This window comes from Polynucleobacter sp. UB-Tiil-W10 (assembly GCF_018881605.1).
Classification (GTDB): Bacteria; Pseudomonadota; Gammaproteobacteria; order Burkholderiales; family Burkholderiaceae; genus Polynucleobacter.
In genome coordinates this window covers 748857-766334 of the sequence record NZ_JACVPZ010000001.1, presented here as the reverse complement: position 1 = coordinate 766334, position 17478 = coordinate 748857, and the positions used below count along the sequence as shown (strand labels likewise).

Sequence of the window (17478 nt, the reverse complement as noted above, 5' to 3'; positions counted from 1 at the left end):
AATAACTCTTGTAAAAGAGGATATTTGTTGCAACCCATGTTTCTGTCGATCTCTCCGCTTCGCCGTTTGTATTTGCTTGCACTAATTTGTGCGGGCACACTTTCTGCGTGTGCTGTTGGGCCGGACTTTAAGCAACCTGAGGCTCCGAAGACCTCTACTTATACAGAAACTACTCTGTCAAAGAAACTCACTACTGCCCCCGGGGTTCCCGGAGGCGGCGATCAAGAGTTTGTTGAGGGCGCGGATATTGAAGCGCAGTGGTGGGAGCTCTATAAATCTCCCGAACTCGATGCGTTGATTAAAAAGGCGCTTGAGCAGAATCCGAATTTAGGTGCAGCTGATGCGGCATTGCGTGCAGCGCAAGAAAATGTCAACGCACAAATTGGTGGGCAGTACTTTCCTGCAATTGGCGTTGGTGCAAATGCAATAAGACAGAAACAGCCTTCAGCCGTTTATGGCATGAACTACGGAACTGATACGTATAACCTATATAACGCTACAGTCAATGTAACGTATAAGTTAGATGTGTTTGGTGGGGCTCGAAGGGCGGTTGAAGGTGCGCGCGCACAAGCAGAAGTTGCGCAGTTTCAGTTAGAGGGCGCCTATCTTTCACTAACTGCTAACGTAGTGACGAGCGCTGTTAAAGAGGCTGCCCTGCGTGCACAGATGCAAGCCACCGAGGAAATCCTGAAGGCTCAAACCAATCTTGCCGAGGTTACTGAGAAGCAGTTGATTATTGGTACGGTTTCTAAGGTGGATGTCACTTCACAGCGAACCTTGGTGTCCAATTCTCAAGTAGATCTCTTTAACTACGAACGTAATCTTGCATTTGCACGCAATCAGTTAGCAGTACTGGTTGGAGAAATTCCAAGCAATGCCAATATTGCAAAGTTTGATCTCACAAATTTGCATCTACCAGAAAAGCTGCCCCTATCAGTCCCATCTAGCTTAGTGCGTCAACGTCCTGATGTGCGTGCCGCCGAAGCTCAGCTAAAGGCGCAGAATGCTTTTGTGGGTGTTGCAACAGCGAACTTATTGCCACAATTTAATATCACCGGATCCATTGGTGCTGCTTCATTAACCTCCAACGGATTGTTTGGCCCTAACTCTGCCTTATGGACTTTGGGTGGTGGCATCTTGCAGCCTTTGTTCCAGGGTGGGCAGTTATTGGCGCAGCGTCGTGGCGCGATTGCTAATTATGAGCTGGCGGCTTTTCAATATCAGGCTACAGTCTTAAATGCATTTCAGGAAGTGGCAAATGCATTGCGTGCATTAGAGACTGGTGCGCAAGCACTCAAGGCGGCATCTGACGCAGAGCGTTACGCCTTTGAGACTTTGGATTTAGTGCAGCAGCAATATAAGCTTGGCACAGCGAGTTATCTGGCTGTGCTCTATTACCAAAATCAGTATCAACAAGCAAAAGTGAAATCCGTTGCAGCACAAGCTACTCGCTTCTCGGATACGGCAGCATTATTTGCAGCACTCGGCGGCGGCTGGTGGAATCGCGAAGGCCCTGCTTTTAAACCAAAAGACATAGCGAACAAAGATCAAAATGAAACTTCTGGAAAAAATTAAGAACAAGCTAATTGCTTTGTTTCTTGCCATGTGGGCATGGATGCAACGTAAAGCAATTGAATGGAAATTGCGCGAGAGGGCAATTGCTCTTTGGGGAAAGATCAAAGCTTTTTGGGCGCGCATGGGACAGAAGTGGCGCAACACTAAGGCGTACGGAAAGCTGATGGCTATGGAGCCATTGCAGCGTCGGATGACCATCATGCTCTGCGGCGTATTTTTATTGTTAGGTTTGATCTTCACTTTTAATCAGGTGAAGACCTTCATGATTAAGCATTTCATCTCTAGCATGGGTTTGCCTCCTGCAGCAGTATCAACAATGGTGATTACCACTGCTGAATGGCAGCCTAAGTTAACTAGTGTTGGTAATGTACGTGCATTTAGGGGTGTTGAGCTCAGTACCGAGATCGGCGGCTTGGTACAAACAGTGCCCATAAAGTCTGGACAAGATGTCAAAGAAGGTGAGCTTCTAATTAAATTAAACGATGCTTCTGATGTTGCCCAGTTGAACTCCTTAAAAGCAATGGCTGATTTAGCCAAGGTAATTAATGAGCGAGATAGACAGCAGCTAGCGATTCAGGCAATTAGCAAGAACGTATTTGATACAAGCGCTGCTGATGCCAAATCTAAACAAGCGCAAGTAGAGCAACAGATGGCTTTGGTAGCAAAGAAAAATCTTAAGGCGCCATTTACGGGTCGTGTTGGTATTGTTTCCATCAATCCGGGTCAGTATGTAAACCCTGGCGATAAGCTATTAACGCTGCAAACCTTGGATCCTATTTTTGTAGACTTCAACTTGCCACAAAATAATGCGGAGCTAATTCAGGTTGGCCAAGAAGTCATAGTGACGACTGATGCATTTAAAGATGCTAGTTTCACCGGCAAGATTACAGCTGTTAGTCCGAAAGTTGATACCAATACACGCAATATTCAGGTTGAGGCACAACTCGCTAACCCAGATAAAAAAATTCTCCCCGGCATGTTTGCTAATGTAAATATCAAACTGGGCGATCAAGTGAAGTACTTGACATTGCCTCAGACGGCAGTGACTTACAACCCTTATGGATCAACGGTCTTTATTGCTAAACCTACTGGCAAGAAAGACAAGCAAGGCAATCCAGCCCTTGAAGCGCAACAAGTATTTGTAACGACTGGGCTAACACGTGGTGATCAGGTTGCCATCCTGAAGGGCGTGGATGAAGGTGTAACGGTTGTTACTAGTGGTCAGCTTAAGCTCAAAAATGGCACACCATTGATTATTAACAATAAGGTGCAGCCAGCAAACTCACCTGATCCAAAGCCGCAGGAATAAATAGCAGATGAATTGGACTGACATATTCATCCGCAGGCCAGTACTCTCCATGGTGGTGAGCGCCCTTGTGCTGATATTTGGTTTGAAGGCAATTGGTTCTTTGCCAGTAAATCAATATCCGCAAACGCAAAACGCGATTGTGACAATTACTACGGCCTACTATGGTGCCGATCCTGAAACGATTGCAGGCTTTATTACTCAACCCCTGGAAGCCTCTATAGCTCAGGCTCAAGGTATTGATTACCTATCTTCAGCCAGTGTGAGTGGTGTTTCAACCATTGTTGCAACGCTGAAGTTGAACTACGACTCAAACGCGGCATTAACGCAGATTCAGACTCAAATTAGTGCGGTAAAGAATCAGTTGCCACCGCAGGCGCAGCAACCTATTTTGACTGTGCAGGTTGGTCAATCTACTGCCGCGATGTATATGGGTTTCTACAGCGATGAAATCCCCAATAATGCCATTACCGATTATTTATTGCGTGTTGTAAAGCCAAAGCTGGATTCGGTTGAGGGCGTACAAAATGCTGAAATCACTGGTGGTCGAAAGTTTGCCTTACGTGCTTGGTTAGATCGCGAGAAGATGGCTGGGCTCGGTGTTGGTGCCGATGATGTCTATAGCGCCATGTCAGCAAACAACTATCTATCAGCGGTTGGCAGCACTAAAGGCGATATGGTGTCAGTTGACTTAGTTGCTGGTACTGATTTACATACGCTTGAAGAGTTTCGTAAGTTGGTCATTAAAAAAGACGGTGTGAATATTGTCTATTTAGACCAGGTAGCTACTGTCACTTTAGGATCCGAGGACTACAACACCAACGTTGCTTTTAGCGGCAAGCGCTCAGTATTTATTGCAATTAAGGTTGCGCCTCAAGCCAATTTATTAGACGTGGCACAACGTGTTCGTGATGTAGTGCCCGATATTCAGAAGCAATTACCCATCGGCATGACCGGCAAGATTGTTTATGACTCAACCAAATTTATTACCAGCTCTATTGAGGAAGTAGTTTCTACTTTATTAGAAGCTTTAGTCATTGTGACGGTGGTGATCTACCTTTTCTTAGGTAGTGCTCGCGCTGTTGCTGTACCAGTGATTGCAATGCCCTTATCACTCATCGGCACATTTTTCTTAATGCAAGTCTTGGGTTACTCCATAAACTTGCTGACCCTTTTGGCCTTGGTATTGGCAATTGGGTTGGTAGTGGACGACGCCATCATCGTGGTGGAAAACGTTGACCGCCATATGAAAGAAGGCAAGTCTCCACTAGAAGCCTCTTTAATTGCTGCTCGTGAATTAGGCGGCCCTATTTTGGCAATGACGGTAGTGTTGATTGCGGTGTATATCCCTATTGGCTTCCAGGGCGGATTAACAGGTGCATTGTTTACTGAGTTCGCCTTTACTTTAGCTAGTGCGGTAGCTGTTTCGGGATTGATTGCTTTAACCCTCTCACCCATGATGTGTTCTCGCATCTTTACCGAAGAGCAAGAAGCCTCACCATTCGTCCAGAAAATTGATCGTGTTTTTGATAAGGTGCATCACAGTTATCAAACAACTTTGCGTGATTTATTAAGTACTTGGCAGGTCATTATTGTGATGGGGGTAATCTTGCTGGGTGGCGTAGCTTATTTGTATACTACCGCGCGTGCTGAATTGGCACCTACAGAAGATCAGGGCATTGTCTTGATGCAAGCATCAGGACCACCGAACAGCACAGTTACTCAAATGCAGACTTATGCCGATCAAATCTACGCAATTGCTGCTGCAGAGCCAGAATACGAGCAGGCCTTTCAAATAACGAGTCCAACCTCTAGCTTTGGCGGTATCTTGCTAAAAGATTGGGGCGAGCGCAGTCGGAATGCAACGAAGTTCCAGGAAGATATGCAGCAGCAGTGGAATACCATTGCCGGTGCACGCGTTGCCGCCTTCCAATTCCCGGCTTTACCAGGCGCACAAGGATTGCCAGTGCAGGTGGTCATCAATACAACTGAATCTTATGCGCAGTTAAACGAAGTATCGCAAGCAGTGCTTGATAAAGTGCGCCGTAGTGGCAATTTTTTCTTTGTGGATTCTGATCTCAAGATTGATAAGCCACAAGATGTATTGGAAATTGATCGCGAAAAGGTTGCAGCATTAGGAATGACTCAACAACAGGTTGGTGCAGCGCTGTCTGCCGCTTTGGGTGGTGGCTATGTAAATTACTTCTCTGTGGCCGGGCGCTCTTATCGCGTCATTCCACAAGTAAAACAAGTTGATCGTCTAAACCCAGATCAAATATTGGATTACTACATTCGTACTCCGAGTGGTGCTATGGTGCAGGCGCGCACTATCGCAACGATTAAGCAAAGGGTAGTACCTCAATCGATTAATCATTTCCAGCAACTGAATTCAGCAACGATTTCTGGAGTGAGTACTCCATTTATTTCTCAGGCAGATTTATTAGAGTTCATGCGCCAGACCTTGAAAGAGGTTGCACCCAATGGCTACGCAATGGACTACGCAGGTCCATCACGCCAATTTATGGCTGAGTCTGGTGGATTCTTGGTCACCATGTTCTTTGCAATCTTGATTGTGTTCTTGGTGCTTGCAGCACAGTTTGAAAGCTTCCGTGACCCGATTGTGATTTTGGTTTCTGTGCCGCTAGCCTTATTCGGTGCTTTGATCTTTATTAATCTGGGATTCACGACCTTAAACGTCTATACCCAGGTTGGCCTCGTTACGCTCATGGGCTTAATTAGTAAGCATGGTATTTTGATTGTGGAGTTTGCTAATGAGCTTCAAGAAGCTGGTCGCAGTAAGCTCGATGCTATTGTTGAGGCAAGTAGCGTTCGTTTGCGCCCAATTTTGATGACAACTGCTGCGATGGTCCTAGGCGTCTTGCCCCTGGTGATTGCCTCTGGGGCTGGTGCTGCGGGTCGAAAATCGATGGGTATTGTAATCTTTACAGGCCTCTCGATTGGCACCTTATTCACTCTCTTCGTAGTACCAGCAATGTACCTATTTATAGGGGCTGACCACCACGCTAAAAAGTTCAAGCAACAATAACTTCTTGAGTGCTAAAACTTATTTAACGATATTCAGTTCTTTATCAGCAAACTCGCCAAAGCAGGTTTCAGTTCTCATCTGCAGTAACCAGCGTTCAACGTTTTTTAGTTCACTGCGTGGACCTGTTTTTTCTGGAAATGCATCGTTCAGCAAAACCCAGCGATGTACACACAAAGCCACCACAATATCGCCAATATTAAATTCATTACCCGAGCAGTAATCTTGCGCCGATAGGATGTTATCGAGCAAACCAAGGGTTTGGTTTGTCGTTTGATAACCCTTATAGATAGCGTCGTAATTCCGATCTTTTTCAGCTGTTCTAGTGAGACCTAAGAAAGCAGTGCGCAATGGAGGCCATAGCGTTGCTAGCTGCCAGTCCATCATTTTTTCAGAGCTGTATTGAGCTGCAATGCTTTTTGGAAAGCGTCCATTTTTGTCGTACTGCGAAACTAAATAACGCATCATGGTGTTGGATTCCCAAAGAACCAGATCCCCATCTTCGAGCGTAGGCACAAGCCCATTTGGATTCATTTTGAGAAACTCGGGCGTGTTATTTTTGCCAAATTGCAGACCTGCATCAATCCGCTCAAAGTCTTTGCTTTCTTCTAACCCAAGCTCAGCAAGGCACCATAGTACTTTTTGAACGTTAATAGAACTTTTGCGACCCCATAAACGCATCATGGCATTTCCTTACGAAGTTAATTCGAATTAGTTGGTTTTAGTTTCAGTGAAATCAAGGCCAATAAATTGACTGCGCGCAAAAATGAGCGGATCTCGTTCAGGATGATTTTTTAAGTTAAGCACTTTGGCAACGATGATGTTGTGATCGCCGCCAATATGAACACAAACGGTTTCACATTCGTAATAAGCTACGCAATGATCAATTTGGGTAAGGCCGCTGGCTGCGAGCTTGTGATCGATTCCCTTAAATTGATCAATCTTCACTGTGGCGAAATGCATTGCCAAATTCTCTTGGGAGCGCTCGAGAACATGAATCAGGTGTTTCTTGCCAAGCTCAACCCAGGGCATTAGACGTGAATGCTTCTTTAGACTCCAGAGTATGAGCGGTGGCTCAAGCGAGACAGTATTGAAGGAGCTAATCGTAATTCCGTGAGAATTGTTTTCCTCATCGAGGCAGGTAATTACAGTGACCCCAGTGGCAAATGAAGAAAACCCCTTGCGCAGCTCTTGTGAGGTAAATGGAGTCATTAGTCTTTACTTACTTGGCTTCAGCTTTTGCTGTAGCAGCAATCGTTGTGCCAGGAATTGGATTCAAGATTTCGTTTTCTTCAGTTTTTACGCACTTAAAGCGATATTCTTTGCCTGCCTTAGATAAAAAGCTGGCGCCTTCATAGAAATCCTCTTGACAGGTCTTGGTGGCGAAATCCATGACATCCTGCGGCGCAGCACTAGAGGTGATAAGGCGCATATTGCCCATGGACATATTAATTTGGGTGGAATAGCAGCCAGATAGCGCCAAGCCAGAAATCGTAGTTAATAGTAGAATTTTTTTCATGGAAACCTCCATAATCAGCAATGCTCGTTAGGATAAACCTATTAAGCAATTGCTGCGGGGAAATACCTCGTTCTTAAAGGAAGAGACATGTTTAAAGCAATATTAGTAAATAAGGATGAACAAGGGTATCGCGCAGAGCTTGCCCAAGTCGATGAGGCTAGCCTTCCAGAGGGTGATGTTCGCGTAAAAGTCCTGTATTCCACTCTGAACTATAAGGATGGCCTTGCCATTACTGGTAAAGGCCCAGTTGTTCGAAGCTTTCCAATGGTGCCGGGAATTGATTTTGCTGGTGAAGTGCTAGAAAGCACTAGTCCCGACTTCAAGGTTGGCGATATGGTGCTTCTTAACGGCTGGGGTGTGGGTGAGGGACATTGGGGTGGTTTGGGACAGCAGGCTCGTGTAAAGGCTGATTGGTTGATTCCGTTGCCAAAAGGGTTTACTGCTAAACAGGCTTTGGCTATTGGCACCGCAGGTTATACCGCCATGCTATGCGTTATGTCGCTACAAAAGCATGGGCTCAAGCCAAGTGATGGGGAGGTCTTGGTCACTGGCGCTGCCGGCGGTGTTGGTAGCTTTGCAATCACGCTTCTTAGCAAGCTAGGCTTTAGTGTTGTCGCCAGTACTGGCCGCATGGCTGAAGCAGATTACTTGAAAAAATTGGGCGCAACAGAAGTAATTGATCGCGCTACTTTATCGGCCCCTGGCAAACCATTGGCAAAAGAGCGTTGGGCTGCGGTAGTCGATAGCGTCGGGAGTCATACTCTGGCCAATGCTTGTGCACAAACCAAGAGTGATGGCGCAGTAGCCGCTTGTGGGCTGGCTCAAGGCATGGATTTTCCTTCGAGTGTTGCGCCATTTATTTTGCGCGGTGTTACTTTGTATGGCATTAATAGCGTGACTGTACCTCGTCCAAAACGAATCGCTGCCTATGAGCAACTCAGTAAGTTGGTGGATCTAAAAACCTTAGATGAAATCTCTCATGAGATTACGCTAGAGGAGTCAATCAAATACGCACAAGAATTAATGGCAGGAAATGTACGTGGACGTTTAATTGTCGACGTGAATAAATAAAAAAGAAATGAAGATTGGTTTTACTGCGGTGCTTGGGGTTTGCGACTAGGGAGTTGTGAGCAAACCTCGAGCTTTTCAGGATTCGTGAGATCTGACCAATCAGCAATTTCAGACAAAGTACGATAGCAGCCACGGCAGTAACCATTTTCAGGGTTAATGTCACACCAATTAATGCAAGGCGATGGAACTGTTGTCAAAGCAAACCTAGAAATAAAAATAAATAAATAACACTAAGCCATGAATACTCAAAACAAAGCGAGTGCTGAATCCGCAGTCCATTATCCCTTAGGAGAGGCGCTTCCGGAAGTGGGTAGCAGCATCGAGGTGGCGCCTGGTGTTCGTTGGATCAGGATGCGACTACCATTTGCTTTGGATCATATCAATCTATGGCTATTGCGTGACGAAATTGATGGTGTTGCGGGATGGACGATTGTGGATTGTGGTATCGCCAATGATGAGACAAGAGCTGCTTGGGAGCAGGTATTTGCTACCCAGCTTGAAGGTATGCCAGTCTTGCGTGTCATTGTGACCCATATGCATCCTGATCATGTGGGTTTATCGCAATGGCTATGCGAGAAGTGGAATGTTTCTATGTGGATTTCCATGACAGATTATTTAACTGCACAGTGGTTAAGTTGCAAGGAGGGTGGCGCTGCAGTTGGGTCACGGGCAGGCAGCGGGGGTTCTGCAGATCATTTTCAAAGACATGGTTTAACAGGCGTAGAAGATTTAGAAAAAATTCGGTCACGCTCAAATTACTATAGCAATATGGTTCCCGGAGTGCCGCGTCAGTACCGACGTATTTTGGATGGTGAATCTATTTTGATTGGTGGTCGTGCGTGGCAGGTCATCATGGGTTATGGACATGCCCCTGAGCATGCTTCTCTATTTTGTGAAGAGCTAGGGGTATTGATCTCTGGAGATATGTTGTTGCCCCGCATATCCACGAATGTGAGCGTTTATGACGCTGATCCAGATGCAGATCCCCTCGGATTGTATTTGGACTCTATTGAAAAATATTTAGAACTACCTGAGGATGCATTAGTGCTTCCATCGCATGGCAAACCATTTACTGGAATCAGACCGCGCGTTGCACAACTGAAAGCACATCATGACGAACGCTTGGCAGATACTCTGGGCGCATGTAAAAAACCGGCACACGCTAGAGAGCTTGTGCCGGTTTTGTTTAAACGCGAATTAGATATTCATCAACTCACATTTGCGATGGGTGAGGCTATTGCTCATCTGAATTACCTACTTCGTCGAGGAAAGTTGCATCGCCAGCTTTGCGACGACGGCGTGTTGCGGTTTTCCGCGGTTTAGCACTAGTCGTTTTAGTCTCAGACTCTTCCTTTGGGGCGGTTGCTGCTGAGCTAGCTGCTGAGACAGCATCACCGAAGGATTTGAGGGCCATCATGGTGGCATGCTGGACTTCTAGGCCTTGAATGGTCGATTTAAGGATATTGAGGTTCAGATTAAGCCAATTTTCAACGCTTTTAAGGTCCTTGATCCGCTTTTCAAGCTCGTCCACATCCAAGCCAGGAAAGGCTGAACCAAAGCCGCCAGCAGCCTTAGAGGCATCTGTTGTGAAGGGGAATTGCCCAGCCTGACCGGCAGCACCTTGCCCCCACATGGTTTTAAACATATCTAGGCTTTGATTAAATTCTGGAATGGTTCCAAACATAAGGGCTCCGGGGTAAATGAAAAGTGGCTTTTCCAATAGAATAAGGGATTCTAGAGATTATTCCCGGTTTAACAATGCAATCTAATGGTTTGTCCCAGCCTTACACCCGCGGTCAAAAGCTTCCCGAGCTATTAAAGCAGCGCATTCTCATTTTGGATGGCGCCATGGGCACCATGATTCAGCAATACAAACTATCCGAAGCCGACTATCGCGGCATGCCAGGAAATACCCGTTTTGCCGAACACCCTGGGGATATCAAGGGAAACAATGAACTCTTGGTTTTGACCCAGCCGCAAATTATCAGCAAAATTCATGAGCAGTATTTGGATGCTGGCGCAGACATTATTGAAACCAATACTTTTGGTGCAACTTCAGTGGCACAAGAGGATTACAAAATGGCCGGCTTAGCGCGCGAGATGAATGAAGTCTCTGCCAAATTAGCGCGTGCGGCCTGTGAAAAATATAGCACTCCCAATAAGCCACGTTTTGCAGCGGGAGCGATTGGACCTACACCAAAGACTGCCAGTATTTCACCGGATGTAAATGATCCAGGTGCACGTAACGTAACCTTTGATGCTTTGCGTGCTTCTTATCGCGAGCAAATCGAAGGTTTGTTTGCTGGTGGCGTAGATTTATTTTTAGTTGAAACTATTTTCGACACACTTAATGCAAAAGCAGCCTTATTTGCATTAGATGAATTTTTTGAAGAAACGGGCGAACGTTTGCCAGTCATGATTTCTGGAACGGTGACTGATGCTTCCGGCCGCATTCTATCTGGTCAAACAGTGGAAGCCTTCTGGAATAGCTTACGCCACATTAAGCCACTCACTTTCGGCTTGAACTGTGCGTTAGGTGCTGCTCTGATGCGCCCTTACATTGCAGAGCTAGCAAGGATTTGCGATGCGGCAGTCTCTTGCTATCCTAATGCGGGTCTACCCAATCCGATGAGTGATACAGGCTTTGATGAAACGCCCGAAATTACTTCTAGTTTGGTAGATGGTTTTGCTAAAGATGGTTTAGTGAATTTAGTTGGGGGGTGCTGCGGCACTACGCCTGATCACATTCGTGCAATTGCAGATGCCGTTGCCAAACGCAAGCCTCGTGCTTTCTATCGCGAAAATGTAGGGGCAGCAGCATGAGCAAGATAGAGAAAAAAGCAATGCCAGCAATGAAGCTTTCTGGACTTGAGCCTTTTAACGTTACTGCTGATGTTGGCTTCGTCAATATTGGTGAGCGTACTAATGTCACAGGTTCCAAGGCATTTTCCCGCATGATTTTGAATAATCAATTTGATGAAGCGCTCATTGTGGCGCGTCAGCAAGTTGAGAATGGCGCGCAAGTCATCGACATCAATATGGATGAGGCGATGCTGGATTCTGAAGCGGCAATGACGCGTTTCTTGAATTTGATTGCATCTGAACCAGACATCGCACGCGTTCCAATCATGATCGATTCCTCTAAGTGGAGCGTTATTGAAGCTGGTTTGAAATGTATTCAAGGTAAGCCTATCGTTAATTCGATTTCCTTGAAAGAGGGCGAGGAGTCCTTCAGAAAGCAGGCACGTTTAATTCGTCGTTACGGTGCTGCCTCTGTGGTGATGGCTTTTGATGAAGTAGGGCAAGCAGATACGTTTAAGCGTAAGACGGAGATCTGTCAGCGTTGCTATGAGATCTTGGTAAACGAAATTGGCTTTCCTGCTGAAGACATCATTTTTGATCCGAATATTTTTGCCATCGCTACTGGCATTGAAGAGCACGACAACTACGCAGTCGACTTTATTAATGCTACTCGCTGGATTAAAGAAAATTTACCTGGCGCCAAGGTTAGTGGCGGCGTTTCTAATGTGAGCTTTTCGTTCCGCGGCAATGATCGTGTACGCGAAGCTATTCATACCGTGTTTTTGTATCACGCCATTCAGGCTGGCATGGACATGGGTATTGTGAATGCAGGTCAATTGGGTGTCTATGCGGACCTTGATTCCGAATTGCGTGAGCGTGTTGAGGATGTTGTCCTCAATCGTTTTAAAGAAAAAGATGGCAAGACACCAACAGAGCGCTTGTTAGATATTGCTGATCAATTTAAAGGCGGGGGCGCTAAGCAGGTTGAGAACCTAGTATGGCGCGAAGCTCCTGTGCGTGAGCGTCTGACGCATGCCCTAGTACATGGCATCACTACTTTTATTGAGGACGATACCGAAGAGTTGCGCGCTGAAATTATGGGTGCTGGCGGTAGACCTATTGAAGTAATTGAGGGCCCACTCATGGATGGCATGAACGTTGTTGGCGACCTGTTTGGTGCTGGCAAGATGTTCTTACCCCAAGTGGTCAAAAGTGCGCGCGTGATGAAGCAGGCAGTTGCAATCTTGATTCCGTATATCGAAGAAGAAAAGCGCCAACATATTGCAGCGGGTGGCGAAGCCAAGGCCAAGGGCAAGATCGTCATGGCAACTGTTAAAGGTGATGTACACGATATTGGTAAAAATATTGTGACTGTGGTTCTGCAATGTAATAACTTTGAAGTAGCCAATATGGGTGTGATGGTTCCTTGCGCAGAAATTTTGAAGCGCGCTAAAGAAGAGAATGCAGATATTGTTGGTTTATCAGGTTTAATCACACCATCACTTGAAGAAATGACTTACGTTGCGCAGGAGATGCAGCGTGATGATTGGTTCCGCGAGCGTCAAATTCCTTTGATGATTGGCGGCGCAACCACTTCGCGCGTACACACTGCCGTAAAGATTGCCCCACACTACGATGGTCCGGTGGTGTATGTACCTGATGCATCTCGCTCAGTATCCGTTGCCTCTAGCTTGCTCTCAGATGAAAGCGCCAAGAAATTTATTCAAGATTTGCGCGATGACTATGTTCGCATTCGCGAACAGCATGCCAATAAGAAAGCTGCGCCAACTATTTCTTTAGAGGCGGCTCGTAAGAATCGCGAGATGATTGACTGGTCGGCTTATGTTCCAGAGAAGCCGAAGTTTATTGGTCGTCGTATATTTAAAAACTTTGCACTGAGTGATATTGCTAAATATATTGACTGGACACCATTCTTTCAGACTTGGGATTTAGCAGGTAAGTTTCCAGCAATCTTAGATGATGAAGTTGTTGGTGTTGAGGCGCGCAAGGTTTATGCAGATGCACAAGAGTTGCTTGACAAGCTGATCAAGGGCCAATGGTTGCAAGCCGATGCAGTAGTTGCCTTCTATCCCGCCAATACGATTGGTGACGATATTGTTCTGTATAGCGATGAAGCGCGTGAACATCCTTTGTTTGTGTGGCATAACTTACGTCAACAATCTGAACGTCCCGTTGTAGATGGTGTGCGCAGACCTAATCGTTGTTTAGCTGATTATGTTGCACCAAAAGATTCTCACGTCTCTGATTACCTTGGTTGTTTTGCGGTTACTACAGGACATGGCGTTGAAAAGAAAGTCGCTGAATTTCAGGCAAAGCATGACGACTACAGTGCCATTATGTTGAAGGCTTTAGCAGATCGCTTGGCAGAAGCCTTTGCTGAATTAATGCACCATCGCGTTCGAACTGATCTTTGGGGTTATGCAACCGATGAGATTTTGACAAATGATCAGATGATCAACGAGGAATACCGCGGCATTCGCCCAGCGCCTGGTTACCCAGCTTGTCCCGCCCATGAGGTCAAACAAGATTTATTGAGGGTGATTGGTTCTGAAGACATCGGTATGACACTGACAGAGTCGATGGCGATGAATCCAGCTTCTAGCGTAAGCGGTTTCTATTTGGCTCACCCAGACGCGCGCTACTTCAATGTGGGCAAACTTTCGATTGATCAGGTTGAAGACTTAGCAAAGCGTCGTGGTCAGAGTGTTGAAGATACCCGGCGCCAATTAGCGAGCTTACTGGATTAAACGCCCCACATTACCGGCTCATCTTTGGCTTTAGACTGCTTCATAAGTTCCAAGAAAGGGTAGGCACGCTGTCCAAGGCGGTCAGCCAGCCTGGGCTTTTCTGCACCATTCTCGTTCTCATTTGCTTTGGCCCGTTCCTCAAGATCTTTGAGGATGGCGGTTTCAAGCGCGGTGATGAGATTTGGGAGTTGCTCTACCGTGAGGATGCCGCGGGGTTCTAGGGGGCGCCCTAATATGTCAAAAATTCGTTTAGTCAGATCCGCCAGCATGATGACATCTGGACCAGCCTTTGAGCGAAATTGATAGATCATTTCGATAGCTTACCACCTGATAAACTCACTTATCTATGTTGTCGACCAATAAAAATCGTTTAATCGAAATGCTGAGTGATGCGCTCACAGGCTTAGCCCTAGAACGCGGGTTGGGAGATGCTCCCGCCCCCCGTCTTGAGCGCCCCAAGGCTGTAGATCATGGGGATGTCGCCTGTAATATTGCGCTCCAGCTTTCTAAGGCCTGGAAACTGAATCCACGCGAGCTGGCACAAGCTTTGGTGGAGCGCTTGCAGCAGCAAGCAGGCTTTAACCAGCTTATTGCATCTTGTGAAATTGCCGGTCCTGGCTTTATTAATTTCCGCCTCAGTAATGCCGCTAAGACAGCGGTGGTGGGTGAAATACTATCCGCGGGATTACATTTTGGCGAGTCTGCCCCAAGTGATGGGTCTGCCCCAAGTGCGATGATTGAATTTGTATCAGCCAACCCAACTGGCCCACTACACGTAGGTCACGGAAGACAGGCTGCGCTTGGTGATGCCTTAGCGAATTTATTGGCAACCCAGGGAATTCAAGTTCACCGTGAGTTTTATTACAACGATGCCGGTGTGCAGATTGCCAATTTGGCCTTATCGGTTCAAGCTCGCTTACAAGGTCTGAAGCCTGGGGACGCCAAGTGGCCTGAACAGGCTTATAACGGCGAATATATTGCGGAGATTGCGGCAACATTTAAAGCCTCTCCCGAATTTAAAGATGACATCGAAGCGATACGTCAATTTGCAGTTGCTTATTTGCGTAATGAGCAAGATATAGACTTAAAAATCTTTGGTGTGAAGTTTGATTGTTATTACCTAGAGTCTTCTTTGTACACCGATGGTAGTGTTGCCCAAATCGTTGGTGATTTGCAAAGCATTGGAAAGACCTATGAGTCTGAAGGTGCTCTATGGCTAAAGAGTACGGATGACGGCGATGATAAGGATCGTGTGATGCGTAAGTCAGATGGCAGCTTTACCTACTTCGTTCCTGATGTGGCTTATCACGCAAGTAAATGGAATCGCGGCTTTCACAAAGTCATTAACGTACAAGGCAGCGATCACCATGGCACGATTGCCCGTGTTCGTTCAGGCTTGCAGGGCGTAGCAAAGAAGCGCGGTTGGGATATTCCTAAAACGTATCCAGAATATGTTTTGCACAAGATGGTTACCGTGATGCGTCATGGTGAAGAAGTGAAAATTTCTAAGCGCGCTGGTTCGTATGTAACAGTGCGTGATTTGGTTGAATGGTCTGGTGGTGTTACGCCGGAGATGACGCCCGAAGAGAGGGAACTGGCTTTGCAGCGCGGCCGCGATGCGGTGCGTTTTTTCTTGATCTCGCGTAAGGCAGATACTGAGTTTGTTTTTGATGTTGACTTAGCTTTGCAGCAAAACGATGAGAACCCAGTGTTCTACGTTCAATATGCGCATGCGCGAATTAGTTCAATCTTGCATCAATGGGGTGGACAGGCATCAGAATTGGCTATGGCCGACCTATCCCTTCTACAAAGCAAGGCATCCGATCATCTACTGCGTCGTTTAGCGGAATATCCAGAAGTCCTTACAGTTGCTGCTGAAGAATTAGCTCCGCATGCATTGGCTTTTTACCTGCGTGATTTAGCAGGTGATTTCCATACTTTCTATAACGCCGATCGCGTATTGGTTGACGATCAGAACTTAAAACAAGCACGTCTTGCATTGCTTTTAGCAACCCGCCAGGTTCTACAAAATGGCTTAAAAGTACTCGGGGTATCAGCACCATTAAAGATGTAATGGCGAGGCATGGAGTGAAGATGTAAGATGAGGAAATGATGAAAACACCGAATCAGCAAACTGGCTTCGTAAAACGCCTTAACCGCGTTGATAGTAAAAATACCCAATACGGCGGCACTATTCTCGGCTTTATTTTGGGGCTAGGCGCTGGCCTTGGTATTGCCTTTGTTATCGCCTTTTATCTTTCCAAAAATACGCCCCAAGAAAGACCGGGGATGCGTGCTCCTAGTCTGCCATTAACTATTAAACCTTCTGCTACACCCGCTGAAGGTGAAGTGGCTGCTCCTGTCGAGCCAGTTGATTTAAATAAACCGCTCCAGGGTAAATCACCTGCCGCAGCTTCAACAGATCCGATTGGTGATTTAGTCAACGGCAAGAAATCGGCCGACAAGCCTGCAGATTCAGCTCTTACTCCTTCAACTAAAGCAGATTCTATTTATTTTTTACAAGTGGGCGCATTCACAAAACGTGCTGATGCAGATGCGCAAAAAGCCAATTTGGCTATTCAAGGAATGCAGGCGCAGTTAAGTGAAGTGACGAGCGATGGAAACACCCTCTGGCGTGTTCGTGTAGGTCCATATAACAGCCCTGAAGAGAGTAACTCAGTACGCGATAAATTGAGTGGCATGGGCATTAAACCAACTTTAATTAAATCTAGTAAATCATGATTTCATTTAGTAAAAGACTCATTACCTTATTTACACTTCTTTCTTTAAGTGGCTTTGCTGGAGCGCAAGGTCAAAAAATTGAAGAAGGATTCGATTACCGCATTTTGCCTATTGCGCAGCCGGTAGAAACCAAGGGAAAAGTAGAGGTTATTGAATTCTTTTGGTACGGTTGTCCACATTGCTACGACTTTGAGCCTGAGCTTAGTGCTTGGGTGAAGCGTCAACCTAAAGATGTTGTCTTTCGCAGAGTCCCTGTAGCCTTTCGCGATGACTTCTTGCCACATAGCCAATTGTTCTATGCCTTAGAGGCAATGGGCAAAGGAGATGCGCTCAATGAAAAAGTCATGTATGCAATGCATAAAGAAAACAAGCGCCTTCTAACGGAGACGGAGATTGCTGATTGGGTTGCATCACAAGGCATTGACAGAAATACCTTCTTGGCGACTTATCGTTCTTTCGCAGTTGTTTCCAAAGCGCGTGCCGCTAAGCAGTTAACGGAAGCTTACCGAATTGATGGCGTGCCTACGATTGTGATGCAAGGTAAATACGTGACCTCACCATCTATTGCGGGGACTAAAGCTAAAGCAATCGCCGTAATGGATTATTTGGAAGATAAAATCCGCAAAGATAAGTACAAGCAATAACTTTTTTG

General features: G+C 46.2%; 16 protein-coding genes. 10 read left to right on the top strand and 6 right to left on the bottom strand.

Annotated elements, in window-relative coordinates:
• Positions 1–24 precede the first annotated feature (24 nt).
• The 3 genes from ICN33_RS03830 to ICN33_RS03820 all read left to right on the top strand — a co-directional run bounded on the left by ICN33_RS03830 (position 25) and on the right by ICN33_RS03820 (position 5927).
• Positions 25–1575 (top strand): efflux transporter outer membrane subunit, encoded by a 1551-nt coding sequence (locus tag ICN33_RS03830; RefSeq protein ID WP_255530634.1) that lies wholly within the window; start codon positions 25–27, stop codon positions 1573–1575.
• A gap of 169 nt (positions 1576–1744) precedes the next feature.
• Positions 1745–2884, top strand: coding sequence for an efflux RND transporter periplasmic adaptor subunit (locus ICN33_RS03825; protein ID WP_216196536.1), 1140 nt, complete (start codon positions 1745–1747; stop codon positions 2882–2884).
• Positions 2885–2891: 7 nt separating this feature from the next.
• The gene (locus ICN33_RS03820; protein ID WP_216194711.1) at positions 2892–5927 is read left to right on the top strand and encodes an efflux RND transporter permease subunit; all 3036 of its coding nucleotides are present in this window, start codon (positions 2892–2894) and stop codon (positions 5925–5927) included.
• 18 nt (positions 5928–5945) lie between these two features.
• Here ICN33_RS03820 and ICN33_RS03815 read toward each other — a convergent pair whose 3' ends face one another.
• Genes ICN33_RS03815 through ICN33_RS03805 form a run of 3 tightly spaced genes read right to left on the bottom strand, consistent with a single transcriptional unit; the run spans position 5946 to position 7443 of the window.
• Positions 5946–6608, bottom strand: a complete 663-nt coding sequence (locus ICN33_RS03815) for a glutathione S-transferase family protein (protein WP_216194709.1) — start codon at positions 6606–6608, stop codon at positions 5946–5948.
• A 27-nt stretch (positions 6609–6635) separates the two neighbouring features.
• Positions 6636–7136: a flavin reductase family protein gene (locus ICN33_RS03810; RefSeq protein WP_216194707.1), complete on the bottom strand. Its 501-nt coding sequence runs from the start codon at positions 7134–7136 to the stop codon at positions 6636–6638.
• 10 nt (positions 7137–7146) lie between these two features.
• Positions 7147–7443: a hypothetical protein gene (locus ICN33_RS03805; RefSeq protein WP_216194706.1), complete on the bottom strand. Its 297-nt coding sequence runs from the start codon at positions 7441–7443 to the stop codon at positions 7147–7149.
• 87 nt (positions 7444–7530) lie between these two features.
• Here ICN33_RS03805 and ICN33_RS03800 point away from each other — a divergent pair, with 87 nt between their 5' ends.
• On the top strand, positions 7531–8514 hold the full coding sequence (locus ICN33_RS03800; RefSeq protein WP_216194703.1) for an MDR family oxidoreductase: 984 nt from the start codon (positions 7531–7533) through the stop codon (positions 8512–8514).
• Between the two features lie 20 nt (positions 8515–8534).
• Here the strand turns inward: ICN33_RS03800 and ICN33_RS03795 are convergent, their stop codons facing one another.
• A complete protein-coding gene (locus ICN33_RS03795; protein WP_216194701.1) occupies positions 8535–8711 on the bottom strand; it encodes a DUF1289 domain-containing protein in 177 nt (58 codons plus the stop codon).
• A 40-nt stretch (positions 8712–8751) separates the two neighbouring features.
• On the opposite strand from ICN33_RS03795, the gene ICN33_RS03790 reads away from it, so the two are divergent.
• The gene (locus tag ICN33_RS03790) at positions 8752–9837 is read left to right on the top strand and encodes an MBL fold metallo-hydrolase (RefSeq protein ID WP_216194699.1); all 1086 of its coding nucleotides are present in this window, start codon (positions 8752–8754) and stop codon (positions 9835–9837) included.
• Here the strand turns inward: ICN33_RS03790 and ICN33_RS03785 are convergent.
• A complete protein-coding gene (locus ICN33_RS03785) occupies positions 9749–10198 on the bottom strand; it encodes a PhaM family polyhydroxyalkanoate granule multifunctional regulatory protein (RefSeq protein WP_216194697.1) in 450 nt (149 codons plus the stop codon). The genes ICN33_RS03790 and ICN33_RS03785 overlap by 89 nt on opposite strands.
• A 74-nt stretch (positions 10199–10272) precedes the next feature.
• On the opposite strand from ICN33_RS03785, the gene ICN33_RS03780 reads away from it, so the two are divergent.
• Positions 10273–11337: a homocysteine S-methyltransferase family protein gene (locus ICN33_RS03780; RefSeq protein ID WP_216194695.1), complete on the top strand. Its 1065-nt coding sequence runs from the start codon at positions 10273–10275 to the stop codon at positions 11335–11337.
• The gene (gene metH / locus ICN33_RS03775) at positions 11334–14084 is read left to right on the top strand and encodes a methionine synthase (RefSeq protein ID WP_216194692.1); all 2751 of its coding nucleotides are present in this window, start codon (positions 11334–11336) and stop codon (positions 14082–14084) included. The genes ICN33_RS03780 and metH overlap by 4 nt, the downstream gene beginning before the upstream one ends.
• Here metH and ICN33_RS03770 read toward each other — a convergent pair.
• Positions 14081–14395 (bottom strand): DUF1840 domain-containing protein, encoded by a 315-nt coding sequence (locus tag ICN33_RS03770; protein WP_216194690.1) that lies wholly within the window; start codon positions 14393–14395, stop codon positions 14081–14083. The genes metH and ICN33_RS03770 overlap by 4 nt on opposite strands.
• Positions 14396–14430: 35 nt before the next feature.
• Between ICN33_RS03770 and argS the strand changes: the two genes are divergently transcribed.
• The 3 genes from argS to ICN33_RS03755 are packed head-to-tail and all read left to right on the top strand — an operon-like array spanning position 14431 to position 17470.
• Positions 14431–16158, top strand: a complete 1728-nt coding sequence (argS, locus tag ICN33_RS03765) for an arginine--tRNA ligase (RefSeq protein WP_216194688.1) — start codon at positions 14431–14433, stop codon at positions 16156–16158.
• A gap of 35 nt (positions 16159–16193) precedes the next feature.
• Entirely contained in the window at positions 16194–16826 is a 633-nt protein-coding gene (locus tag ICN33_RS03760) for an SPOR domain-containing protein (protein WP_216194686.1), read from the top strand.
• On the top strand, positions 16823–17470 hold the full coding sequence (locus tag ICN33_RS03755; protein WP_216194684.1) for a thiol:disulfide interchange protein DsbA/DsbL: 648 nt from the start codon (positions 16823–16825) through the stop codon (positions 17468–17470). The genes ICN33_RS03760 and ICN33_RS03755 overlap by 4 nt, the downstream gene beginning before the upstream one ends.
• Positions 17471–17478: the final 8 nt, after the last annotated feature.

What these genes read in the sequence shown, in the direction of transcription:
- ICN33_RS03770 (WP_216194690.1), bottom strand. Translation starts at nt 14,395, where the DNA reads ATGATCTATCAATTTCGCTCAAAGGCTGGTCCAGATGTCATCATGCTG.
- metH (WP_216194692.1), top strand. Translation starts at nt 11,334, where the DNA reads ATGAGCAAGATAGAGAAAAAAGCAATGCCAGCAATGAAGCTTTCTGGA.
- ICN33_RS03800 (WP_216194703.1), top strand. Translation starts at nt 7,531, where the DNA reads ATGTTTAAAGCAATATTAGTAAATAAGGATGAACAAGGGTATCGCGCA.
- argS (WP_216194688.1), top strand. Translation starts at nt 14,431, where the DNA reads ATGTTGTCGACCAATAAAAATCGTTTAATCGAAATGCTGAGTGATGCG.
- ICN33_RS03825 (WP_216196536.1), top strand. Translation starts at nt 1,745, where the DNA reads ATGGAGCCATTGCAGCGTCGGATGACCATCATGCTCTGCGGCGTATTT.
- ICN33_RS03805 (WP_216194706.1), bottom strand. Translation starts at nt 7,443, where the DNA reads ATGAAAAAAATTCTACTATTAACTACGATTTCTGGCTTGGCGCTATCT.
- ICN33_RS03755 (WP_216194684.1), top strand. Translation starts at nt 16,823, where the DNA reads ATGATTTCATTTAGTAAAAGACTCATTACCTTATTTACACTTCTTTCT.
- ICN33_RS03785 (WP_216194697.1), bottom strand. Translation starts at nt 10,198, where the DNA reads ATGTTTGGAACCATTCCAGAATTTAATCAAAGCCTAGATATGTTTAAA.
- ICN33_RS03790 (WP_216194699.1), top strand. Translation starts at nt 8,752, where the DNA reads ATGAATACTCAAAACAAAGCGAGTGCTGAATCCGCAGTCCATTATCCC.
- ICN33_RS03815 (WP_216194709.1), bottom strand. Translation starts at nt 6,608, where the DNA reads ATGATGCGTTTATGGGGTCGCAAAAGTTCTATTAACGTTCAAAAAGTA.
- ICN33_RS03810 (WP_216194707.1), bottom strand. Translation starts at nt 7,136, where the DNA reads ATGACTCCATTTACCTCACAAGAGCTGCGCAAGGGGTTTTCTTCATTT.
- ICN33_RS03760 (WP_216194686.1), top strand. Translation starts at nt 16,194, where the DNA reads ATGATGAAAACACCGAATCAGCAAACTGGCTTCGTAAAACGCCTTAAC.
- ICN33_RS03820 (WP_216194711.1), top strand. Translation starts at nt 2,892, where the DNA reads ATGAATTGGACTGACATATTCATCCGCAGGCCAGTACTCTCCATGGTG.
- ICN33_RS03780 (WP_216194695.1), top strand. Translation starts at nt 10,273, where the DNA reads ATGCAATCTAATGGTTTGTCCCAGCCTTACACCCGCGGTCAAAAGCTT.